Origin of the sequence: Wolbachia endosymbiont (group B) of Apotomis betuletana (genome assembly GCF_947250475.1) — a bacterium.
In the GTDB taxonomy this organism is placed as follows: Bacteria; Pseudomonadota; Alphaproteobacteria; order Rickettsiales; family Anaplasmataceae; genus Wolbachia.
In genome coordinates this window covers 648,557-669,382 of the sequence record NZ_OX366320.1, presented here as the reverse complement: position 1 = coordinate 669,382, position 20,826 = coordinate 648,557, and the positions used below count along the sequence as shown (strand labels likewise).

Annotated in this window: 17 protein-coding genes, 1 tRNA gene and 2 pseudogenes; 15 read left to right on the top strand and 5 right to left on the bottom strand. The window is 33.7% G+C overall.

Going from position 1 to position 20,826, the window contains the following annotated elements:
- The first annotated feature begins 6 nt into the window (after window positions 1-6).
- Window positions 7-1,964 (top strand): annotated as a pseudogene (locus OOK82_RS03010) (AAA family ATPase).
- A gap of 12 nt (window positions 1,965-1,976) precedes the next feature.
- On the opposite strand, the gene OOK82_RS03005 reads toward OOK82_RS03010, so the two are convergent.
- The 3 genes from OOK82_RS03005 to OOK82_RS02995 are packed head-to-tail and all read right to left on the bottom strand — an operon-like array spanning window position 1,977 to window position 4,248.
- Window positions 1,977-2,420, bottom strand: coding sequence for a hypothetical protein (locus OOK82_RS03005; RefSeq protein WP_264704434.1), 444 nt, complete (start codon window positions 2,418-2,420; stop codon window positions 1,977-1,979).
- Window positions 2,421-2,465: 45 nt separating this feature from the next.
- Window positions 2,466-3,086 (bottom strand): hypothetical protein, encoded by a 621-nt coding sequence (locus OOK82_RS03000; RefSeq protein WP_264704433.1) that lies wholly within the window; start codon window positions 3,084-3,086, stop codon window positions 2,466-2,468.
- Window positions 3,052-4,248 (bottom strand): hypothetical protein, encoded by a 1,197-nt coding sequence (locus OOK82_RS02995; RefSeq protein WP_264704432.1) that lies wholly within the window; start codon window positions 4,246-4,248, stop codon window positions 3,052-3,054. Before OOK82_RS02995 ends, OOK82_RS03000 begins: the two co-directional genes overlap by 35 nt.
- 342 nt (window positions 4,249-4,590) lie before the next feature.
- Between OOK82_RS02995 and OOK82_RS02990 the strand changes: the two genes are divergently transcribed.
- The 5 genes from OOK82_RS02990 to OOK82_RS02970 are packed head-to-tail and all read left to right on the top strand — an operon-like array spanning window position 4,591 to window position 9,325.
- Complete coding sequence (locus OOK82_RS02990) at window positions 4,591-6,285, top strand: recombinase family protein (protein WP_264704430.1); 1,695 nt, start codon at window positions 4,591-4,593, stop codon at window positions 6,283-6,285.
- Window positions 6,286-6,333: 48 nt separating this feature from the next.
- Window positions 6,334-6,921, top strand: coding sequence for an L-threonylcarbamoyladenylate synthase (locus tag OOK82_RS02985; protein WP_006013379.1), 588 nt, complete (start codon window positions 6,334-6,336; stop codon window positions 6,919-6,921).
- A gap of 17 nt (window positions 6,922-6,938) precedes the next feature.
- Window positions 6,939-7,790 carry a DNA polymerase III subunit delta' gene (locus OOK82_RS02980; protein WP_211908312.1) on the top strand — a complete coding sequence of 284 codons (852 nt, stop codon included), beginning with the start codon at window positions 6,939-6,941 and terminating at the stop codon, window positions 7,788-7,790.
- A 36-nt stretch (window positions 7,791-7,826) separates the two neighbouring features.
- Window positions 7,827-8,621 (top strand): hypothetical protein, encoded by a 795-nt coding sequence (locus OOK82_RS02975; RefSeq protein ID WP_264337251.1) that lies wholly within the window; start codon window positions 7,827-7,829, stop codon window positions 8,619-8,621.
- Between the two features lie 44 nt (window positions 8,622-8,665).
- Complete coding sequence (locus tag OOK82_RS02970; protein WP_139686506.1) at window positions 8,666-9,325, top strand: VirB8/TrbF family protein; 660 nt, start codon at window positions 8,666-8,668, stop codon at window positions 9,323-9,325.
- A gap of 6 nt (window positions 9,326-9,331) precedes the next feature.
- Here the strand turns inward: OOK82_RS02970 and OOK82_RS02965 are convergent, their stop codons facing one another.
- On the bottom strand, window positions 9,332-10,828 hold the full coding sequence (locus tag OOK82_RS02965; protein WP_264687250.1) for a proton-conducting transporter transmembrane domain-containing protein: 1,497 nt from the start codon (window positions 10,826-10,828) through the stop codon (window positions 9,332-9,334).
- 347 nt (window positions 10,829-11,175) lie between these two features.
- Window positions 11,176-12,618 carry a replicative DNA helicase gene (locus OOK82_RS02960; protein ID WP_139686507.1) on the bottom strand — a complete coding sequence of 481 codons (1,443 nt, stop codon included), beginning with the start codon at window positions 12,616-12,618 and terminating at the stop codon, window positions 11,176-11,178.
- A 102-nt stretch (window positions 12,619-12,720) separates the two neighbouring features.
- Here OOK82_RS02960 and OOK82_RS02955 point away from each other — a divergent pair.
- The 9 genes and pseudogenes from OOK82_RS02955 (at window position 12,721) to OOK82_RS02915 (ending at window position 20,813) form a co-directional block, all read left to right on the top strand.
- Window positions 12,721-12,803 (top strand) — tRNA-Leu (locus OOK82_RS02955).
- A 22-nt stretch (window positions 12,804-12,825) separates the two neighbouring features.
- The gene (locus OOK82_RS02950) at window positions 12,826-13,443 is read left to right on the top strand and encodes an RDD family protein (RefSeq protein WP_264704427.1); all 618 of its coding nucleotides are present in this window, start codon (window positions 12,826-12,828) and stop codon (window positions 13,441-13,443) included.
- A 66-nt stretch (window positions 13,444-13,509) separates the two neighbouring features.
- Window positions 13,510-14,137: pseudogene (locus tag OOK82_RS02945) on the top strand (IS6 family transposase).
- A 183-nt stretch (window positions 14,138-14,320) separates the two neighbouring features.
- Window positions 14,321-14,599: a YggT family protein gene (locus OOK82_RS02940; protein WP_010401649.1), complete on the top strand. Its 279-nt coding sequence runs from the start codon at window positions 14,321-14,323 to the stop codon at window positions 14,597-14,599.
- On the top strand, window positions 14,600-16,708 hold the full coding sequence (locus OOK82_RS02935) for an FtsK/SpoIIIE family DNA translocase (RefSeq protein ID WP_264687220.1): 2,109 nt from the start codon (window positions 14,600-14,602) through the stop codon (window positions 16,706-16,708). It abuts the gene before it with no gap.
- Between the two features lie 127 nt (window positions 16,709-16,835).
- On the top strand, window positions 16,836-17,381 hold the full coding sequence (locus OOK82_RS02930; protein ID WP_264687221.1) for a hypothetical protein: 546 nt from the start codon (window positions 16,836-16,838) through the stop codon (window positions 17,379-17,381).
- Window positions 17,382-17,557: 176 nt separating this feature from the next.
- Window positions 17,558-18,184 (top strand): TRP75-related protein, encoded by a 627-nt coding sequence (locus OOK82_RS02925; RefSeq protein WP_264330408.1) that lies wholly within the window; start codon window positions 17,558-17,560, stop codon window positions 18,182-18,184.
- Window positions 18,185-18,200: 16 nt separating this feature from the next.
- Window positions 18,201-19,481 carry a flavodoxin-dependent (E)-4-hydroxy-3-methylbut-2-enyl-diphosphate synthase gene (gene ispG, locus OOK82_RS02920; RefSeq protein ID WP_264687223.1) on the top strand — a complete coding sequence of 427 codons (1,281 nt, stop codon included), beginning with the start codon at window positions 18,201-18,203 and terminating at the stop codon, window positions 19,479-19,481.
- 177 nt (window positions 19,482-19,658) lie between these two features.
- The gene (locus OOK82_RS02915) at window positions 19,659-20,813 is read left to right on the top strand and encodes an ankyrin repeat domain-containing protein (RefSeq protein WP_264704426.1); all 1,155 of its coding nucleotides are present in this window, start codon (window positions 19,659-19,661) and stop codon (window positions 20,811-20,813) included.
- Window positions 20,814-20,826 lie beyond the last annotated feature (13 nt).

Here is a 20,826-nt window from a genome sequence, read left to right as displayed (position 1 = left end):
GACACTATGGTAGAGCTCAAAACTCAGCTTTTGCAAAACATCAGATCTTGTCTTTTTCACCTACTACCAAGAGGAACATTTCGTGGTGATAAGTTTTATGTAGGTGATGTACAGGGTAACAAAGGCAAAAGCACTGTAATAGAGTTAACAGGTGAAAGAGCTGGATTATGGAAAGATTTTGCAACAGGAGAAGGTGGTGACATTATTGACCTTTGGGCAACAGTACACGGGAAGAATGCAAAAACAGAGTTTCCTGAAGTAATGCTCTCAATAAGTGAATGGCTTGGCATCAAAGAAAAAAATAATATTAGAGATCTAGAACAATACCTGACTTGTAGTTGGAACTACTACGATGAAAATAACCAAGTAATCGTAATAGTCTACCGTTATGATCCTCCTTTAGAGAAAAAACAGTTTAAACCATTTGATGCTAAAAAGCAGAGATTCAAAGAGCCAGAGATAAGGCCGCTCTACAACATTCCAGGTATCTTAAAATCAGATAAGGTTGTTCTGGTTGAAGGAGAAAAATGCGCAGAAGTACTTATAGAGAAAGGAATAACTGCAACAACAGCAATGTTTGGAGCAAATGCACCTATTGATAAAACAGATTGGACTCCGCTAAAAGGTAAACATATTATCATTTGGCCAGACAATGATGAAGCAGGTAATAAATATGCTAAAAACGCTGAAAAGAAACTTTTAGAACTTGGTGTTGCATCACTTGCTACGCTTAGGATTCCACCAGATAAACTAAGGAGTTGGGATGCTGCTGATGCTGTACAAGAGAATATAGATATTTTTGACTTCATCGAAAAAAACTCAAGAAAAATAATTATTAAATCACCGCTTGATATTTTTAGCTGGAGTGTGGAGCGTTTTGTAGGTCCAGTACCAAAGCAAAGATTCTTAGTTGAAGGATTATTTCCTTTGGGTGTCACATCTATTTTAGCTGCAATGGGTGATACTGGTAAAGGCATGCTTCTTCTTGACCTAGCCCTCAAGGTTGCAGCTAGCATAGATCAGGTATGCGGATTTGGCCAACTTGTTACTGAACATGGATCTGTGGTGGTATTTTCTGCGGAGGATGATACAAATGAAATACATCGTCGCTTAGAACGACTTGATCCAAAATGCGAGAGATTGAAATATAAAGGTAGGCTATTTATTGTACCATTACCAAACATCGGAGGATCTCTTACCATACTTAAGAACGTTCGCGGTAAAGTTGTAGAAATCTCTCCAGAATTTGAGTCGGTAATGAAGCAGCTGAGCAGGATAAAGGATTTAAAGCTCATTATATTTGATCCCCTTGCTTCTTTCATTCATGTAGCACTGGAGCTTCAATAATTACTGCACATCATATGAGAAAGCTGAAGGGAGAAAAGCCTATATCAACAGTAGAGCAAGCACGAGATGCTATTCGAGGCACTTCTGCTCTCGTAAATGGAGTCAGGTGTTCTTTTGCTTTTTGGCCTGTTGAAGATATGACTAAACCAATGATTTTTAGGTCAATTGGAAAAATCCCAAGACAAAATGCACTATTTTATGGAGCTGTTGTTAAAGCAAATGGCCTGGCTGATCGTACCATACGCACTTACCTAAGAAATGAAGAAACAGGGCTATTGGAAGACATCACTGAACAATTAAAAGCTCAAAATATTAGCGATAAAGATCTTAAAATATATCTTATTGATTCAATTGCGCGAGCTGCTATTTCAGGACATCCATTTACTCACACAGGAAGTGCAGGAATACATAAACAACGACATAGACTGCCTGAAGTTTTTCATAGTATGGGAAGAGATAGATTAGAGCGTATAGTGCAAGAGCTTTTACAGGCAAAGCAAATAGTTAAAGGAATGGCTAATGGTTCAAAAGAGGATAAATGGCTCGATATTAAAACAGGACCATTTGCACGTGGAGTGGGAAAATTTATTCATGGAGCTGAAAAAAACTATTTTTGATAACAAAAAACTCTATTTTTTTATAGTCAAAGTAAAAGGGTTAATACGATAACCATGTGATGATCTTTGCCAACCAAGGGTTTGTATTACATCATCACGTTCAATACTTAATCCTAATTTCTCAGCCAATGTAGCTTTGATCGTTTTTTGCATCTTGTTTAATGGTTTTCTGATTTGATGTTCTAAATCTGCTTCTAAACTAAGTCCCAAGAGTTTTTCTAACTGATTAATATTGAGAAGTGTATGTTTTTCAGGTGGTAACTCTTTCTCACAGTCATGTAAAAATTGCTTGAACAATATTCGAAAAATATTAAGGCATGATGCAGCTTTTTTATTTATAACTTCAACGCTATTAACATATACCATACCTTTAACTACCTGTAACTCCAAAAGCTTTATTGGCACAATTGGTTCAACACGTTTAAGCGAAATATATGAAGCTGGTAAAACTTGCAAAGAAGTATTTTCTACTACCTCTGGTACTCCTTTTTTAGCTGCCTCTTAGAATATCTCAGTTACAGTCTTATACTGGCAAAACAGTTCTACCATTCGCACTACATATAGGCTCAATAATAGATTAGGTATATCTTTTTTTAGAGTAATGAGAACTGTCGGATGGACTCTCAGTTTATCTATGGTTAAAAATATCGCATCAGTACAAAAATCAAGGATTATTAGATTTACAATATGACCTTGATCACAAGTATAATAAACTCCTTTTTCCATTTTTCCCCACATAAGTCTTGAATCATTCAACTTTGTTTCAAACCAGTCTATGATTTTCTCTATATTTAAGTATATGGATAAGAGATGAAATCTCTGTTTTTTATAAGTATTAGGCAAAATATGACGAGAACAGTTTTCACAAATAGCGTCATCACATGCTTCATCAAAGTCTGGATCGATAAAAATCTCATTGCTACAACTTGGATCAATTACATTTGGCCAATCAAGATGATCTTCTTCACGAGAGCAAACAATATAGTACCTTTCTTGCATTTTTATCAATCCAAGATCAAATAAGTATCTTGCTGCTTTAATGTGATTTTGACTTGGATTAACCCAAGAACTATTTGAACTTAAAAGATCAGCAATTTGCTCGTGAAAGGATTTTAAGACCATAAGATTGTTCCATATGTTTCTTCAGGTCCTCTCTTTCTTTTTTATTGAGCGGATGCTCTGAATAATAAATTTCCCCACTTGATTTGAAAGAAAATGTTACCTTTTTGTTTTGGAACATTACTTTAGCTGATTGAATAGATTGTAGTATGTTGCCAATAGCTGGCTTTAAAATATGTAACTCTGGTGCAATAGGATCATACGGCTTTACACTTAAAGTAAGATATGTATTACTATTTTTAAAATAATCTGACTTAAAATTTAACTCAAATATACAAATATTAGGGTCAGAACCCTCTATACATGCTTGAAGGAATTTATGCACTTGTAGTAGAAAGTTCTTATCCTGTATATTTACAAAAGTACATTCGCAGTTAAAATAACCACTTACAATACTATTTGCTATTTCCACAGCTTTATTGGTATTTTTAGCACAGAGATTAACCTTTGTACCATCAATCGAAAAATCTAAAATCATCCACTCAGGTTTATGGCCATGAACAACTTTGTTTGAGTTAAGCAGTAAATCCATGTCACTTCCTCGACGTACAAACATATATATTCGATCTTGATGATGGAAAAAACCCTGCAACTGGTCATCATCCTTAAGTATCTGCTCTACGGATTCTTGTGACATAAATTCCTTAAATGAAGTATTTATTTGTCTTGGTGGTTTCTGTAGAGCAAATGATACGAAGCCTTTCTTTTGTACTTTATCAAAGTGATAGACAGATTTTAGAAGTTCGCAACTTATGTGAAACAGTAAAAATAACAAGGATCTTTTATCGTACTTAGTATTATTTTTGATCAGGTACGATCTCATTAACTCTTGAGTGAGGGCAAATCTTGCTACTTCACTAACTGTAGCCTCAAGTTTCGTGCGATCAAAGTGGCTAATGAGATAATAGTCAAAAAGAGAGTCAGAGTAACTGGTAAGTATCTTACGTTTTTGTTGAGTCGATCTATCGTCATAATCTCCGTCCTGAAAAAGTTGCCCATTTAAATGATTTTTAAAGCAATGCTGAAAAATGATACTCAATTGTCTACCAGAAAGAGAATCAAGCCATAGTTTACGTAATTCTAAATCTTGAAAGCGATCTAGCAAGAGATTAACGGGAACCTCTAAATCACTCTCCCAGAATTCATAACTTGGATGAACATTCATGATACTTTAAATAAGCCATATCATACATAATATGATAATTCAAGTAAAGATTTTTTGGACATAATTTTTTCAAATCTTGTATATTGATTAGGGAGAATTTCTTGTTTGCGCGAACTAGACAGCTTTTTTAAATTAAGGTGTTTAGTTTAAAATGGTAAACGTTTTCTTTTAGCTATGGCAATAGAAGTCTCCTAACCTATAAGAAAATTCACAGGAAGAAAAACATGCAAAAAGGGGATTTAACTATTTATTGCCGTTATGAGCCCAGTCGGTTGGCAGGTACATATTTGGCAGATGCTTATGAACAATTATTGAAATATAAAATAAAGGAGGTAGAAGAAAATGACAACCGTAAGCTTGTATGCAAGAGTTTCATCAAGACAACAGGCACAAGAGAATACGATAGAGAGTCAGATTGTAGAATTGGAGCGTCGCATTAGTAGCGATGGACATGAGTTATTAGATGAGCATAGGTTCATCGATAATGGCTACAGTGGATCAAACTTAGAACGTCCTGGCTTAGAGAGTTTACGTGATAGAGTAGCAGAAGGTAAGATTGATAAGATATATATTCATTCACCTGATCGGCTATCACGGAAATTTTCATATCAAATGATCTTACTCGAAGAGTTTAAAAAGGCTGGATCTGAAATAGTATTTTTAAATCATAAGTTTGATGATAATCCTGATTCCCATTTATTTCTACAGATTCAAGGAGCAATAGCAGAGTATGAACGTGCAAAGATTATGGAACGAAATCGCAGAGGAAAACTTCATGCAGCTAAAGCTGGGTGTATAAGTGTGATGGGTAGGGCGCCTTACGGTTATCGCTACATAGCAAAACACGTAGGTGAAGGAAGTGCTCAATTTGAGGTTGATGAAGAAGAGGCAAATATAGTGCGTAAAATATTTAGTCGGGTTGGCCAAGAAAGAGCAAGTATAGGAGAAGTTGTACATGAACTGAATAAGATACCGGTAATAACACGAACAGGAAAAAGGTATTGGAAAAGGAGCACTATTTGGAACATGTTAAAAAATCCTGCTTATATAGGACAAGCAGCTTATGGTAAAACTAGGACATGCTCAAAACCACAAGTAAAAAAATCAAAAAAAGGAACTTGTGGTAAACTTAAAAGTGGTCGCTTTAATAGTGATAAAGAGAATTGGACTTATATTCCAGTACCAAAAATAATCAATGAGCATTTATTTGATTCAGTGCAGGCACAACTAACTGAAAATAGGCAAAGAGCAAGAGTACGACAAAGAAGAGAAACATATTTATTGCAAGGTTTAATGGTATGTCAACGTTGTCAATATACTTATTGTGGTACAAACCACGTTCATAAAAAGTCGACATATTATTACTATCGTTGCTCTGGTACAAACTCTAGCAAATTCAATGGCAATAAAATCTGCGATAATAAATCAATACGCACTGATATATTAGATGGAGTTATATGGGAAGAAGTCAAGAGTATCTTGAAAGAGCCAGATAGGATTGCAAATGAATATCAACGTAGATTGTCAGAGAACAAAAAACCTTTACATAATCAAACACGTGAAAAGCAAGAAAGTAAGCTAAGATTAAGTATCAAAAAATTTATTGATAGCTATGCCAAAGGGTTTATAAGCCAAGAAGAATTTGAACCAAGAATCACAACAATGAAACAACATTTGAAAGAAATTGAAGAAGAGAAAGAAAGAACGCTTGATCAAAAAAAACTACAACAAGAATTGAGCCTTGTTACAGATAGCTTGAAAAACTTTTCCTCAAGTGTTGAATCAAAGCTTGATCAAGTGGATTGGCAGACTAAGCAAAATATTATTAGAATGTTAATTCATCAAATTGAAATCAACCACAATCACCTATATATAGTATTTCGCATAAAAAGTCTTGCAAATTTTGATCAAAATAGCCATAATAGAATTATGCAATGTTGTACTAGCAGTCAAAACGAGCAGTTGCTAATAAAATTTACTGTAAGTATACAACAGATGCGTGCTAGCCATTTCGGTATCTTAATTGCTACCATATAGCGAGATAACTGTAAACCCAGAGCTATTGTAGACATAAGTTTTAGCTATATGGTATTTGAAGTAATAAATGCAATAAAAAATAATTTGTTAGCATGCTTTCCAACAGAGACAGTATATGCTCTTTCTTGTAATGCGCTAGGTAACGAATCTATAGAAAAAATATATCGAATAAAAAAGCGTTCTCAAAACAAGCCGCTCTCTGTATTTGTTAGTAATATTGATAGTTTGATAAATATAGCAAAGGTAAAGGAAGAGTATATCGATTTAATAAACTATTTTTCTCCTGGACCAATGACCTATATTTTACCACTTCAAGATAACAGTATATTACCAAATGAGTTCTTTAAAGATAGTATAGGCATAAGAATTCCTGATCATCCTATTGCGATTTCAATATTAAATGAACTGAAAACTCCAGTAGTTGCAACTAGTATTAACATTTCAGGAGAAAAAAGTATATGCAAAGCAAGAGATATACCTCAGTCTATTAAGCAACACTTATCTGCAGTAATTGAAGATGATGAATTAGTTTCTGGTATAGAATCTACTATTATTGACTTAACTGGAGACAAGATTAAGGTTTTAAGAAAAGGTAAAATTTCATTACAAACAATAAATAACGAATTTTCAAACTAAGATCTATAGGAGAAAGAATGAAAAAGGTGATAGGCCATAACCAAGCAAAAAAAAAGATAATGAACAACTTGTCTGTTCAATCTTGGCTGATCTGTGGTAAAAAAGGTATAGGAAAAGCAACATTCGCAAAATCCTTTTCTAATTGGTTTCTTATAAAAAATTACGATGAAGTAGCATTAGACTTACACATTGTTGAAGGTGATACAATAGGAGTGGAAAAGGTGAGAGAAATGAAAAACTTTTTGCACTTAAGCCCCATTCAATCAGAATATAAAATAGCTATAATAGATAGCTTAGAGTCAATGACTAATAATGCTAAAAATGCAATATTAAAAATATTAGAGGAGCCGCCACAAAATTCTAAAATATTTGTAATTAGCCATAAGCCATATGATGTACAAACCACCATCCGGTGTAGGTGTTTTCAGCTGAATTTACTTCCATTAACTTACGATGAAACAAAGCAGGTTGTTTCATCTCAGTGTAAATTCGACGATAAAATATTTAGTGAGATCATTACTTTGTTTCCTGGAACTCCGGGAGTAATAATAAATGCAATAAACAGTGGTGCTTATGAGTCACATAAGCATTTTTATACATTTTTCCGTAATCTAAATAATTCTGATATAGTTAATAAAATAATTAATAGTGAGATTGAGCTAGAACTAGCATCACATATAATTCAAACCTCCATTTTAGAAAGTATAAAGAAAGAAGTAAATAATGTTGAAATTCTACTAAGTCAATGGAAAGAAATAGATGAACTTTTCGTTGCTGCAAAGCAATTTCGCTTAGATAAAAAGCATGTTTTAGCTAATGTAGTTAACATCATGACACAAAAATGTAATACTTTTAACATAAATTTATGATAAAATTCTGCTAATTTAATACTGAAAGTATATAACTTGAATGATAATAAATTAACTGTATGGCAATCAATAGAAGTTTTAACAAACACTATACTGAACATGCAGAAAGAATTGAGTTTAATCAAGAATACATCTTTAGATCAAGACGTCACTTTAGAAAAAGGGAAGGAGCTATCAAGTGGCATCTATGAGGCAAATTTTAAGCTAAACAAGGCAATCAATATAGCTACTTTGCCAAGAATTGGCTATTATATGATTAATGATGAACTTGTTGTACGTAATCATATTACGAAAGAGGAAGTAAAGATCCCTAGAGATTTTCATTACTTTAAAGTTGTTAAATCCAATCACGATGATTGTAAATTAACGTTTTGTAATTTTTTAGGTAATGAGTTTTTTGAATATAAAAAGTATGATCCACAATATTCTGGTCTTTCAGATGAATATAAACTCATGGATTTTGGTAGTATAAAAAAGACTAATAATCTAAAACTTAAGGAGTATGTTGGTCATGCACCTAAATTTTTTGCTGTAGAAGGATCTATTGAGCCTGGATCTGAAAACCATGTAATTGATCTATTTGAGCTAGTCAGAGACGGTAAAGGCAAAAAAGTGGGAACTCTTGCTGATGAATTTGGTTATTTTGATGATCAAAATAAATTACACTACTATAATTATCACAAAAGTGCAGAAAGTAATACTTATGATCCTGAAAGCTTCAGTGTAAAAATGATAAATTTAGATGTGAGCAAAATTGATAAATTTCACCTTATTGCAGAACAAGGTGATATAATAATTCATCCCATTTTGGAAAATTTAGACATATTTTAAAGTTTTTTAGAGTATCCAGTATATTATATAATTGGGTTTGTATTATGGAAGATAAATTACTTGAATCAGTAAAAAACAAAAGTTACTTCAGGAAAGCAGTTGAATGGTATTGCCACAGATACCTGTTCTGCGTTGTAGAAAGATCTTGGATGGCGTTAATAGCGTTACTTCTCTTAGTATGTTTATTTTTATCACTACTAAACATATACCTATTACTTCCTGTTAAAAAAGATTTAAATTTTGTGAAGTATATGAACCACACAGAAGATGAGTTCTCTGCAATACATAAACTTAGTTTTAGTAAAAAAGAAGATGAGTACATTTCCATAGCAAGGTATTTAATAAGTAAATATATTGAAACATATGAGTCCTCTCGGACTGTTGAGCCAAAGTATCAAGAAAATTTTATAAAAAACAATTCTGTATACAAAATCTACCAAAACTTTCAGGAAAAAGTGAACAATGAAGCTGTTTCATCCACAAGAAAAATTACCAACATAAACGTAACAACATTATCTATTGACCGGTTGACCAAGAACTTAGTTACATTTGCTGGAAACGCTACTGTAGTTTTTACAGCTGAGCAAAATAAGAAGATGAAAGATTATGCTGTGGAGGTCAGCTTCACTTTGTCAAATATAAAAGCAACTCTAGCTGGAATAGTGCCATTTAAATTTATTGTTAATAGCTATAAATATAGATGATTATATTTATAACATTATTTGGTAGCTAAAAAAAATAACTAAAGTGCATATAGCAGTAATAACTGGGGGTAAAACTAGAAGCATTGGTGTCTTTTTAATAAAATAATTTCTAGAAGGTTTTGAGAAAAAGGCGTTGTAAATTATTGGTAAAAAGTATAGAGCATTGAGTATAGTACTAACAATTAACACTAGAGTTACAAACACAGAAAGTGTTACATTACTAGAGTTGAAAACAGCTTGAAAGATGAGAAATTTGCTCCAAAAAGTCGGAGCAGGAGGTACTCCTATCATGGACAATGCACCTATAGTGAATGCTATCATGCTAATTGGCATACTACGTCCTATACCGTGAATTCTATCTATATATTTTTCACCCGTTTTCGTTATTATGATACCTGCAAAAAAAAATAAAGTAATTTTTGCAAATGCATGGCAAACTAATTGAAAGATTGCAATCTTCATGCTGAATTCACTAAAAATTGAAGCGAACAATATAATATACGACAATTGGGAGATGGTAGAGTAAGCAAGCAATTTCTTTAATTCCTTTTGCTTTAATGCAATCAACGATGCAGTAATGATAGTAAATCCAGCAGCGTACGGAAGCCACCCTCCAGCAAACCAATTTTGCTGCACAAAACGTTGCATATTATCGACGCCAAAAGTGTATAATATAACTTTGATGATGATGAAAACTCCGGATTTCACAACAGCAACAGCATGTAATAGTGCACTCACAGGAGTTGGTGCAACCATTGCTTTTGGTAACCAAAAATGCATTGGCATTAATGCAGCTTTTCCTATTCCATAAATCAGCATAGCAAAACACACTGCAATAAAAGTGATGAGTGAAGTATCAAACTTGAATATTCCACCACTTACAAAATCTAAAGTATGGAATTCATTATATAATAGGCCTATTGCAGGAAAAAATAATACTAAAGAAGAGAAAAATAGTAAACCAAAGTAATAGCGTCCTGCAATTACTGATTCATTTGTTGAGTTGTAAGTAATCAGAGGGTATGTACTAATAGTTAGAAGCTCATAAAAGACAAATGTAGTGAGCAAATCTCCAGAAAAAGCAATAAACATTGCACAACTGATTGATGTTGAAAAAAAGCATAGAAAACTTGAGTGATTGCTATCAGCATAGTTATTTCTCATATAACATATTGCATATATACTGGTTAGTACCCACAAAAATGATATTAATAAACTGAATATTGCTCCACTAGACTCTAGCTTTAAACTAATATGCAAATTATTACCAAAATCCATGAGAATAAATTGAGAATGATCACCATATACCAAATATAAAGTGCATAGAGATGTATACGCAAATAGAAGCATAGAAGAAGCAACAGTAACGCCACTGCTTACTCTTGGCCATTTACTAGTAAAAGAAATAGCTAATGCACTTAAAAGTGGGATCAACGCAGTAATTAACAAATAATTCTCAGTAATAAAAAGTGGCAAGGAAAGAGATATTAAAACAAAATCCATTAAGTAATTCATCTTTCTGTTTAGGTAAAGCTAAAATTATATTCAAGTTATAGAGAATTTGCTATTTTTTAGTTGTATATCGGAAGTGTTAAATAAACCATACGCATCAAGTTAAGAAAAAGTGGCGTAAGGAAGAAAGGAAATAAGAAAAAACTATTTTATATATTAAGTAATAAAGTTAGTAATTTATAGATTTTTCTAAAAAAATATCTTATCCTAGATAAGAATTTCCTAAAAAAATAAATGTAACAAATAAAATGCCAATCTTAAATATTGCTATATTTCACGATAGCTACTTAATTTGGCACGTATGGTTTGTTAAACACTTCCAGAATTACTCAAAACCGCTACAGACTATATCTTTCTGTATAATCTTTAAATGCACCTCTATTGGAGTCAAAATGTAGTTTCACACTACCAATTGGCCCGTTTCTTTGTTTTGCAATGATCAGTTCTGCAATATTTCTAATTTTCTCCATTTTCTCTTGCCACTCTCGATGTTTATTACTTCCTTCATTTGGTTGCTTTCTTAATTCATAATATTCTTCTCTATAAAGGAACATTACTATATCCGCATCCTGCTCTATGCTTCCTGAATCACGTAAATCAGAAAGTTGTGGTTTTTTATCATCCCTTTGCTCAACAGAACGAGAGAGCTGTGATAGTGCAACAATGGGAATATTTAGTTCCTTTGCAATTGCTTTTAAACCCTGCGTCACTTCTGAGATTTCTTGCACTCTATTTTCACTACTCCTTTTTGTTGTTCCTCGAATTAACTGCAGATAATCGATAAAGACCAACTCTACATTATATAGTTGATAGAGAAGACGTATTCTGGTACGAAGAGCACTAATTGATAACGCAGGAGTGTCATCTATGATGAAAGGTAATTCGGATAGATCTGTACTAGCATTAATGAATTCGTGTAATTCAAAATCACTAATTCTCCCAGTCAGTGCCTTATAATAACCAATGCCTGAATCTATAGTAATCAATCTTGCGGTCAATTGCTCTGCTGACATTTCAAGTGAAAAGAATGCTACATAATGTTGTTTATCTGTTCTTTTTTGCAAAATCTTACAAGCATTAAGTGCGATGTTCAGCGCCAATGCTGTCTTTCCCATTGAGGGCCTTGCAGCTATAATTAACAGATCAGATTTCTGCAAACCACCAAGAAGCTGGTTTAGGTCTTGAAGTCCGGTTGTAATACCTAGAGCCTCTGGGTTATTCTTCAGCTTGCTGATCTTCTCAACCACATCTTTAATTGAACTTGCAAGCTTTATATATGTCTTATCACCTTGCTTTTTTACTGCTAAGTTGAACAACTTTGTCATTGCCTGCTCAATTTGTACCTGTGCAGGATTTTCAATGTCGTAGTTGTAACTATCGTCAACTATCTCCTGTCCGAGCTTGATTAAGCATCTCCTTAAATAAGTATCACGGATTATTCTGGTCAAGCTATAGATGTCAAGCGCAATGCTTGCCTTTGCTGCAAGTTTTGCTAGGTACTCAACTCCACCACATTCGGCAAATGCTTTATCATTCTCGAAAAACATCTTGAGGCTCAGTTCATTAGCAACTATACCGTGTTTTCTGGTTTTAGATATCTGGGTAAAAATGCTTTGATGTAGTGGATCATAGAAATTATCTGCTGCAATTATATCTTCGACTGCATCACAAATTCTATTATCACGAACCATTGCACCAATGAGCATTTGCTCTGCTTCTAAATTGTGTGGCAATTTACATATTTCTTCTCTTGAATCAATAAGATTGGCTAATTCATTCATTTTAATTTTTCAGAGTAATGATTGATTATTGTAGAATATTCAGTCCTTACTTGAAAGAGAAAAAATTTGACTAATCCTGTGTTACTTATAGCATTAAAGTAGGCCCCTGTGGTGGAATGGTAGACACGGCAGACTCAAAATCTGTTGCTTGCAAAAGCATGCTGGTTCAAGTCCGGCCAGGGGCACTCAAATATTGGAAAATGCTTTATGTTACACAAGTTTTTTAATCGTTTATTTTCCATTCTTTCTTCGATAAATGCTATTCAAAGGGTAAAGAAAGATGAAAATGGAATATGTTACGTAACAGGACTTAGACGCTATTTGTCAGTGCTGCTTGATTTAATTATCATCGTTTTGTTCTTGCAGCTTTGCGGCCAAGCCTTAAGCCAACTCTTCATGAACTCAGAGAGCAGTAAAATATTAGGCCAAATTGCTGCGAAATATCAGATGCAAACACCATTATCTGCAGAGGAAAAAGCAATGCAGAGTAAACTAATCAAGTTACTAGTTCTAAATCAGATAGTTCAATTTATTATGCTTTTTAGTTATGTAGCATATATGTGGATAAGATTTGGCGCTACACCTGGAAAGTTATTACTTGGACTCAGAGTTGTAAATGCACAAACTTTTAAAAAATTGACTCTAAAACAAGCAATAAAGAGGTTTTTTTCCTTTATATTGTCAACTTCACCACTATTCTTAGGTTTCATATGGGCAAGCTTCGACAAACGTTGCCAAACTTGGCACGATAAGATTGCAGGCACAGTAGTTGTAACAAGTAAAAGTCTTAGATGTATGGTCTCAGAACATAATAGAGTGGATTAAGGGTTCTGTCGCATTTGTAGGGAAGTAGAAAGAAGAATGATATAATTGTCTAAAAAAAAAGCAAAGATGTTTCGTATCAATCAAAAATTGTTGCTATATTTCAAAGGATTTAGCTTTTCAGCGGATGTTATCTGTATACATGAAATGTCGATTCTCTTTGAGCTATCGAGATTTGGAAGAAATGATGAGTATAAGGGGAGCAAAATGCTACGTTACAAAGGTGGGTTATCACCACTGATAGATGAGGCAGTAAGGAAAAGAAAGAAGCAGGTTGGTAGTAGTTGGAGAGACTTACATTAAATTAAACGGTAAATGGGTTTATTTATATACTGTAGACTTCCTCTTGTGTGTTAGTAGAGACAAGTCTGCAGCACTTGCATTCTTTCGTAAAGCCTTCAGGAGTAACTATCTTCCTGAGAAAATTGTAATTGATAAAAGCGGCAGTAATACTGCTGCTCTTGATGATTTGAATGCAGAAATTTCTGAAGATTACAGTTCTTCAAATAAAATATCTAAATAATATTGTTGATAGATTTATCAAAAAACTAATAAAGCCAATGCTTGGGTTTAAAAGCTTCCATTCCGCCAAGATTACCATCACAGGCATAGAAAATATTCGTATGATTCAAAAAAGACAAATTATTAAAATAATGTTTCTACTTTTGAGAATTTTGCTATGTTAATGGCTTCATAACTCCTATAATCCCACCTTTAATGATCTTCTTTCCTATGGTTTATAGATTCGACAGAACCGACATATCAGTTGATAAACAGACTAATCAGTTATTGTTTATATCTATTTCAGCATGAAAATTATTGTGAGGCTTGATTTTATATATATCACTACACATAATAGACTTTAGTATAAATTAGTAATATGCATCCAATCATATACTTACTTAACCTGCTACTTGATCTTTACAGCTTCATTCTAATATGCTCAGTTGTTCTCGATTTGTTGATTAAATTGAATGTAGTGAACATGTATAATGAAGTTGTAAGCAACATAATGCAAACTTTAAACCGACTTACCCATCCTCCACTAAAGGTTATCAGAAGGTATATACAACCGTTCAATGGATTAGATTTATCCGTGATGATATTGATAATAGCAATTCACTTTGTAAAATATACAATTACTTATTACTTTAAGTAGATGTTAAAAAAACAGCTAAAATCAGCGATATACCTGTTACTCTTAATGTATATATATATATCGGTTTTTAGCTATAATTATCAAGATCCATCCTTAAATACAGCTACAAATCAGGAAGTAACAAATTTGGGCGGAGTGGTAGGTTCATATTTAGCTGATATATTGGTTCAATTTCTTGGACTCGCTAGTATTACAATAGCTACAACCGTAGTTTACTTTTTGATATCAAAAAGGCTGCTGAAAATTCTCTATTTAATATTAATCAATTTAGGAATATGCGCTACATTAGCGCAACTTTCGCTCGGTATCACTGCAAGGTATGTGCATGGCGGAATGATAGGAAATGCACTAATTAGTAACTACCCATTTTACATCTTTGCAGTAGCAGCATCAATAGGTTTTGTAGGGTTAATTGGTTGGAAGAGAACGGTTTATTCTTTACTTTTCCTATGTAAAAAAATATTTTCCCTTTTTACAAAGGTTCTGTTTTTCAGGTTACGTAAAACTACTGATTATTCAATAGCACCGTTAGTAGTAGAAGAAAAATATAGAACCACTAGACAACAACCAAAAGAAAGACAGAAAAAAGCTACCGAAGAGATTTTTAAACCACCTTCTAGCGAGTTTGAGTTTCCAAGCATTCACTTACTTTCTAAAGTAGAAGAATCTGTGCAGAGAAAACAGTTGAATGCATTAGAGAGCAATAAGAATTTATCTCTGCTCGAGCAGGTTCTAAGTGATTTTGGCGTGCAAGGAAAAATTATAAGTGTATGTTATGGACCGGTTGTGACTTTATACAAACTTGAACCACAAGCAGGCACAAAATCTGCAAGAGTGATTGGTCTTGCAGATGATATTGCACGTTCAATGAGTGCACTTTCTGCACGTATTTCAATAATTCGTGGACAAAATGCAATGGGAATAGAATTGCCAAATAAAGAACGAGAAATTGTTATGCTGCGTGATTTACTGGAATCGCCAGAATACCAAAATGCAAACTTAAATCTTCCGATTGCACTAGGCAAGGAAATAAGCGGAAAACCAATTATTGCAGATCTGACTAAAATGCCCCACTTGCTTGTTGCCGGAACTACAGGATCAGGTAAATCAGTTGCGATTAACACGATGATTCTGTCGCTTGTTTATCGATTAAGTCCTGATGAATGCAAGATGATAATGATCGACCCAAAGATGCTTGAGCTTTCAATATATGATGCAATACCGCATCTAATAACACCAGTGGTAACAGAGCCAAAAAAAGCTGTTATTGCTCTTAAGTGGATCGTGAAAGAGATGGAAAATCGCTATCGTATGATGTCATATTTAAATGTGCGGAATGTAATAAACTATAATCAAAAAATTACAGAAGCGATGAATAGCGGAATAGAATTGGAACGTGTTGTACAGATTGGCTTTAACTCAACAACTGGTAAACCTTTGTTTGAAAAAATACCGATTAAAATGGAGACATTTCCGTATATTGTGGTGATTGTAGATGAAATGGCAGATTTAATGCTTGTTGCTGGCAAAGATATAGAATGCTCTATTCAACGTTTAGCTCAGATGGCTCGTGCTGCAGGAATACACATCATAATGGCAACGCAACGTCCGTCTGTAGATGTGATAACAGGTGTGATAAAAGCAAACTTTCCAACGAGAATTAGTTTTGCTGTTACTTCTAAGATAGATAGCCGTACAATACTTGGTGAACAAGGGGCTGAACAATTGCTCGGTATGGGTGATATGCTCTATATGGCTTCTGGTGGTAAGATTATTCGAGTTCACGGTCCATTTGTAAGTGATGATGAGGTGCAAAATATAGTTGATCATCTAAAAACGCAAGGTGAGCCAAACTACATGGAGGAAATCACTCAAGAAGATGAAAATTCTTTCGCGGAATTAGAAGGTGAAACAGAAGATGAAGAGAACGATCTATACAAGCAAGCAGTGGCCATCATTCAGAGAGATCAAAAGGTTTCAACTAGTTACATTCAAAGGCAACTTAGAATAGGCTATAACAGAGCTGCAAATATTGTTGAAAGAATGGAGAAAGAAGGTATTGTCAGTGCTCCGAGTTACTCAGGAAAGAGAGAGATATTGGTAGAATGATCGCTAGCTTAAACTTTCAGGTCGGGGAAAGTTATTTTAAGATCAATGTATAATGATAGTTAATTTAATAATAATTTAAACATTGGGAATGTAAAATTATAATATATTAATTAGCTAGGGGGTTAAAATGGTAAAAGGAATTTTGCGCAATTGGTTAGGTGTAACAGAATTGCAAGAAAGTCAAAAGATAGATGCTGAGAAGTTTGAAAAAGTTTTTGGTGAATTAAAAAAATGGCAAGAAGCTCAAAATATTGATGCTAAGCAGTTTGAAGAGGTATTTAGTGCATTAAAAGAATGGCAAGAAGCTCAAAAGATAGATGTTGAGCAGTTTGAAAAAGTTTTTGGCGCATTAGAAGAAAAGATTGGTATTGAGCAGTTTCAAGGTATGCAAGAGCACTTAAACGGCCTGCAAGAAAAATTTACAGGTTTAGAAGAAAAAGTAGAGACATTTGCAGACATGGTAGGGGGACAAGAACAAGCAATACTATGTGCCATAGTCAGTGCTGTTGCTGTAATAGCGGTAACTAGCTTTGTTGCATTCTGTATCTATCAGGGAGTTAAGCTTGATAAAGAGAAGAAAAATGACTTGTCTCAAGATAAACCAAATGGGAAGTTTAGTAATGTAGGTGATACCGAAAAACTGAATAATAATTTACAACAAGTAAGAGCGTAATGCTCTTCTTGAAAAGGTGTTACGTAAAATTTGTAACACCTTAAATTTCCTTTAGATTATGTAGGTTTTGGTAGTAAATTTTTTAGAAAGATGTTTGTATTATAAAGTTGGTAGAGATTCTGATTTACTTGAAGTTTGTTAATTGGTATCTTTTAAAGCACAATATTCACTATAGTATGCTTAAGATCTTTTCTAAAGTTTTATTTATATTAATACTTTTGGTTTCTAGTTTCTTTACTGTACATAATGTTGAAGCGAAGTCTAAGGTAAAGTTCAGTAAGAGGTACATACCTCCTGGTAACCCTGGTGGTGCAAACTTTCATGCAGACGAGGATTTTGCTGAGTCATATAAACTGTATGAGAAGCGTAGGGAGCTCCTCAAGAAAAAAAAGTTACAAGATCTAGCTATAAATAAAGAAGATCTAATCAAAAAATTAAAAGAAAAAAAAATTGCTAGCCTTGATAACGAGCCAAACAACGTGGGAGCTTGCATAGTTGAAGATGGGGAGGATGCTATGATCAATCAGCATGGTATTAATCTTGCACGTTTAAAGGGTGCTGTATTTATAGATCAAGAGCCAGTTTCTCAGTATGAAAGTAAGCAGCATAAAAGTGAACAACAAAAAGGGAAAAAAGTTACTTCAACACGAGAAAAAAAAGTTTCCCCTATAAATGTTACTATAAAAGAAAGTCCATCAAGAAGAACGTGCTCTCATGATTCTATTACTGATCTAAATAGAACACCACAGCATAGTTTAAATGGTTCAAGTTCATTTGGCAGTGTAGTTGACACAGTAAAATAGTGTCACGATTAATAATATGCTAGATAGAGACCTGACACTGAGTGATGATGCATATGAGTCATCGCCGGTTTCCAGGCATAAAACTCATACTGTAAAAGTTGGACAAGTGAAGATAGGTGGAAATAATCCTATAGTTGTTCAATCCATGTCACTTGGTGCACATATAGATTCTGACAACATAAAAAGCAGTGCTCAGAAATATGCAAAAGAAGTAATAGAACTAGCGCATGCAGGTTCAGAGTTGGTGCGAATTGCTTTGAACTCAGAGGAAGTAGCAAAAGCAATACCTTATATAGTAGAGGAAATAAATAAAGAAGGCTTTGATGGTAAGATATTAGTAGGCTGTGGACAATATGAGCTCTACAGGCTGATTCAGGATTATCCAGACAACATTAAAATTCTGGGTAAAATTAGGATAAATCCAGGTAATATAGGCTTTGGTGATAAACGTGATGAAAAATTCGAAAAAATTATAGAGTATGCAATAACGCATGATCTTCCTGTCAGAATTGGAGTAAATTGGGGTAGTCTTGATAAGTACCTTTCACAAAAATTAATGGATGAAAACTCCTTGTCTAGTAATCCAAAAACTTCTGATGTTATATTACGTAAGACGCTTGTAATGTCTGCTCTTGGTAGTGCAAAAAAAGCTGAAAAGATTGGCCTTAATGCAGAGAAAATAATCATTTCATGTAAAGTCAGTAGAGTGCAGGATTTAATTTTAGTTTATACGGCACTTGCAAAATCTTCCAATTATGCGCTGCATTTGGGTTTAACCGAAGCTGGTATGGGTAACAAAGGCGTAGTAAATACCACAGCAGGGCTTACTTATTTATTGCAAAATGGTATTGGAGACACTATCCGGGCTTCTTTAACTCAGCGCCCTGGTGAATCACGCACTAATGAGGTGGTAGTATGTCAGGAAATACTGCAGTCTATAGGTTTACGTCACTTTAACCCTCAGGTGAGTTCATGTCCTGGTTGTGGACGCACAAGTAGCGATCGTTTTCGTATATTAACTGAGGAAGTAAATGGCTACATAAAAACTCATATGCCGGTATGGAAGAAAAATAATCCTGGTGTAGAGTATATGAAAGTTGCTGTTATGGGATGCATAGTAAATGGTCCTGGAGAGAGCAAACATGCAAATCTGGGGATCAGCCTGCCTGGGTATGGAGAAAAACCTGTTTCAGCAGTCTACAAAGACGGCAAATATTTCAAAACTTTACAAGGTGATAATATTTTTGAAGAATTTAAGGCAATTATTAGTGATTATGTGGAGAAGCATTACACGTGACAGGTTCATGATTACTGTAAATCTGATGTGAAAAATGAATTTTATGAGAGGGGATTAAATTTTTCTAAAAACCAGCTAATGGAAAAATTTGCTTTTCTAGATTATCGGGAATTACTTGATTTTATATCATAGATATTATATAATAAACTATATATATAAATTTATTAAAGAAACATTATGACCATACAAAGAGACGAAGCTTTAAAAATATTAGGTTTTGAATCAAGTGATGAGCCTAGTAAACAAGAAATTAAATCAGCTTATAGAAAATTAGCTTTGAAATATCATCCTGATAAACATTCAGGTAAAAATGAGGTTGTGAAGAAACAAAATGAAGAGAAATTTAAGCAGCTAGGTTCTGCATATGAATTTCTCACTAAGAAAAATATAGAAGAGGTTACAAATCTAACTGACGAAAATTTAAATGGAATTAATTCGCCTGAAGATTTGAGGTTTTACTTATGTTGGGCTATCCGCAATCAGGATATAGCGTTTCTTAAAAAGCTTTTTTCCAAATTCAAAAATGGTAAAGATGAAAGATTTGGTGATTACATCAATGAAGAAATTTATATTTACTTTCCATTATCTATTGCTTTAGATTCAAGAAATTATAGTATTCTGAAACTTCTTTTAGAAAATGGTGCTGATCCTAATATAAAGCTATTACATAATGAAGCTTCGTTACACTATTATATGGTTCTCGATGACAGCAGAATTGTAGAGTTATTGTTACAATATGGTGCTGATCCTAATATGGTAGATAGAAATGGTAAAAATCCGTTGTTTGAAGCGTTTTTGTGTTATGATGATCATACTATGGAAATACTTTTGAAATATGGTGCTAATCCTAATATGTTAGATAAAAATGATCGAGGTCCATTATATCAAGCAATCAATTTTGACAACGATAAACGCGAAAAATATGTAGAGTTGCTTCTAAAGTATGGTGCAGATCCTAATCAGAAGGTTAATGGCTCCAGAGTTATAGAGTATGCTCCATATTTCATTAATAATGGTATAATGAATTGGATTAAAACGCTTACTTTGCCATACGGTAACAATGATAAAGTTAAAAGGTTGATGGCTGAGTACGGTGGAGTTGATAGACGTTATCTACGTGATCAAACGATACTGACTTGTTGTTGCTTAATCGTCGCTTCTGCTACTTTTTTTAGTATAGCTTCTCCTTTGCGCTATGTACCGACAGCAATATTTGCACTTGCTGCATGTTTTTTTATTAAAAATGCTGTACATGCTGCATTTTTTGCAAAAGAACCTTCTACTGAGTTTACCGAAGCTAGAGCTTGTCCAGAGATTAGTAAAAGGCTATAATATCTAAAGTTTT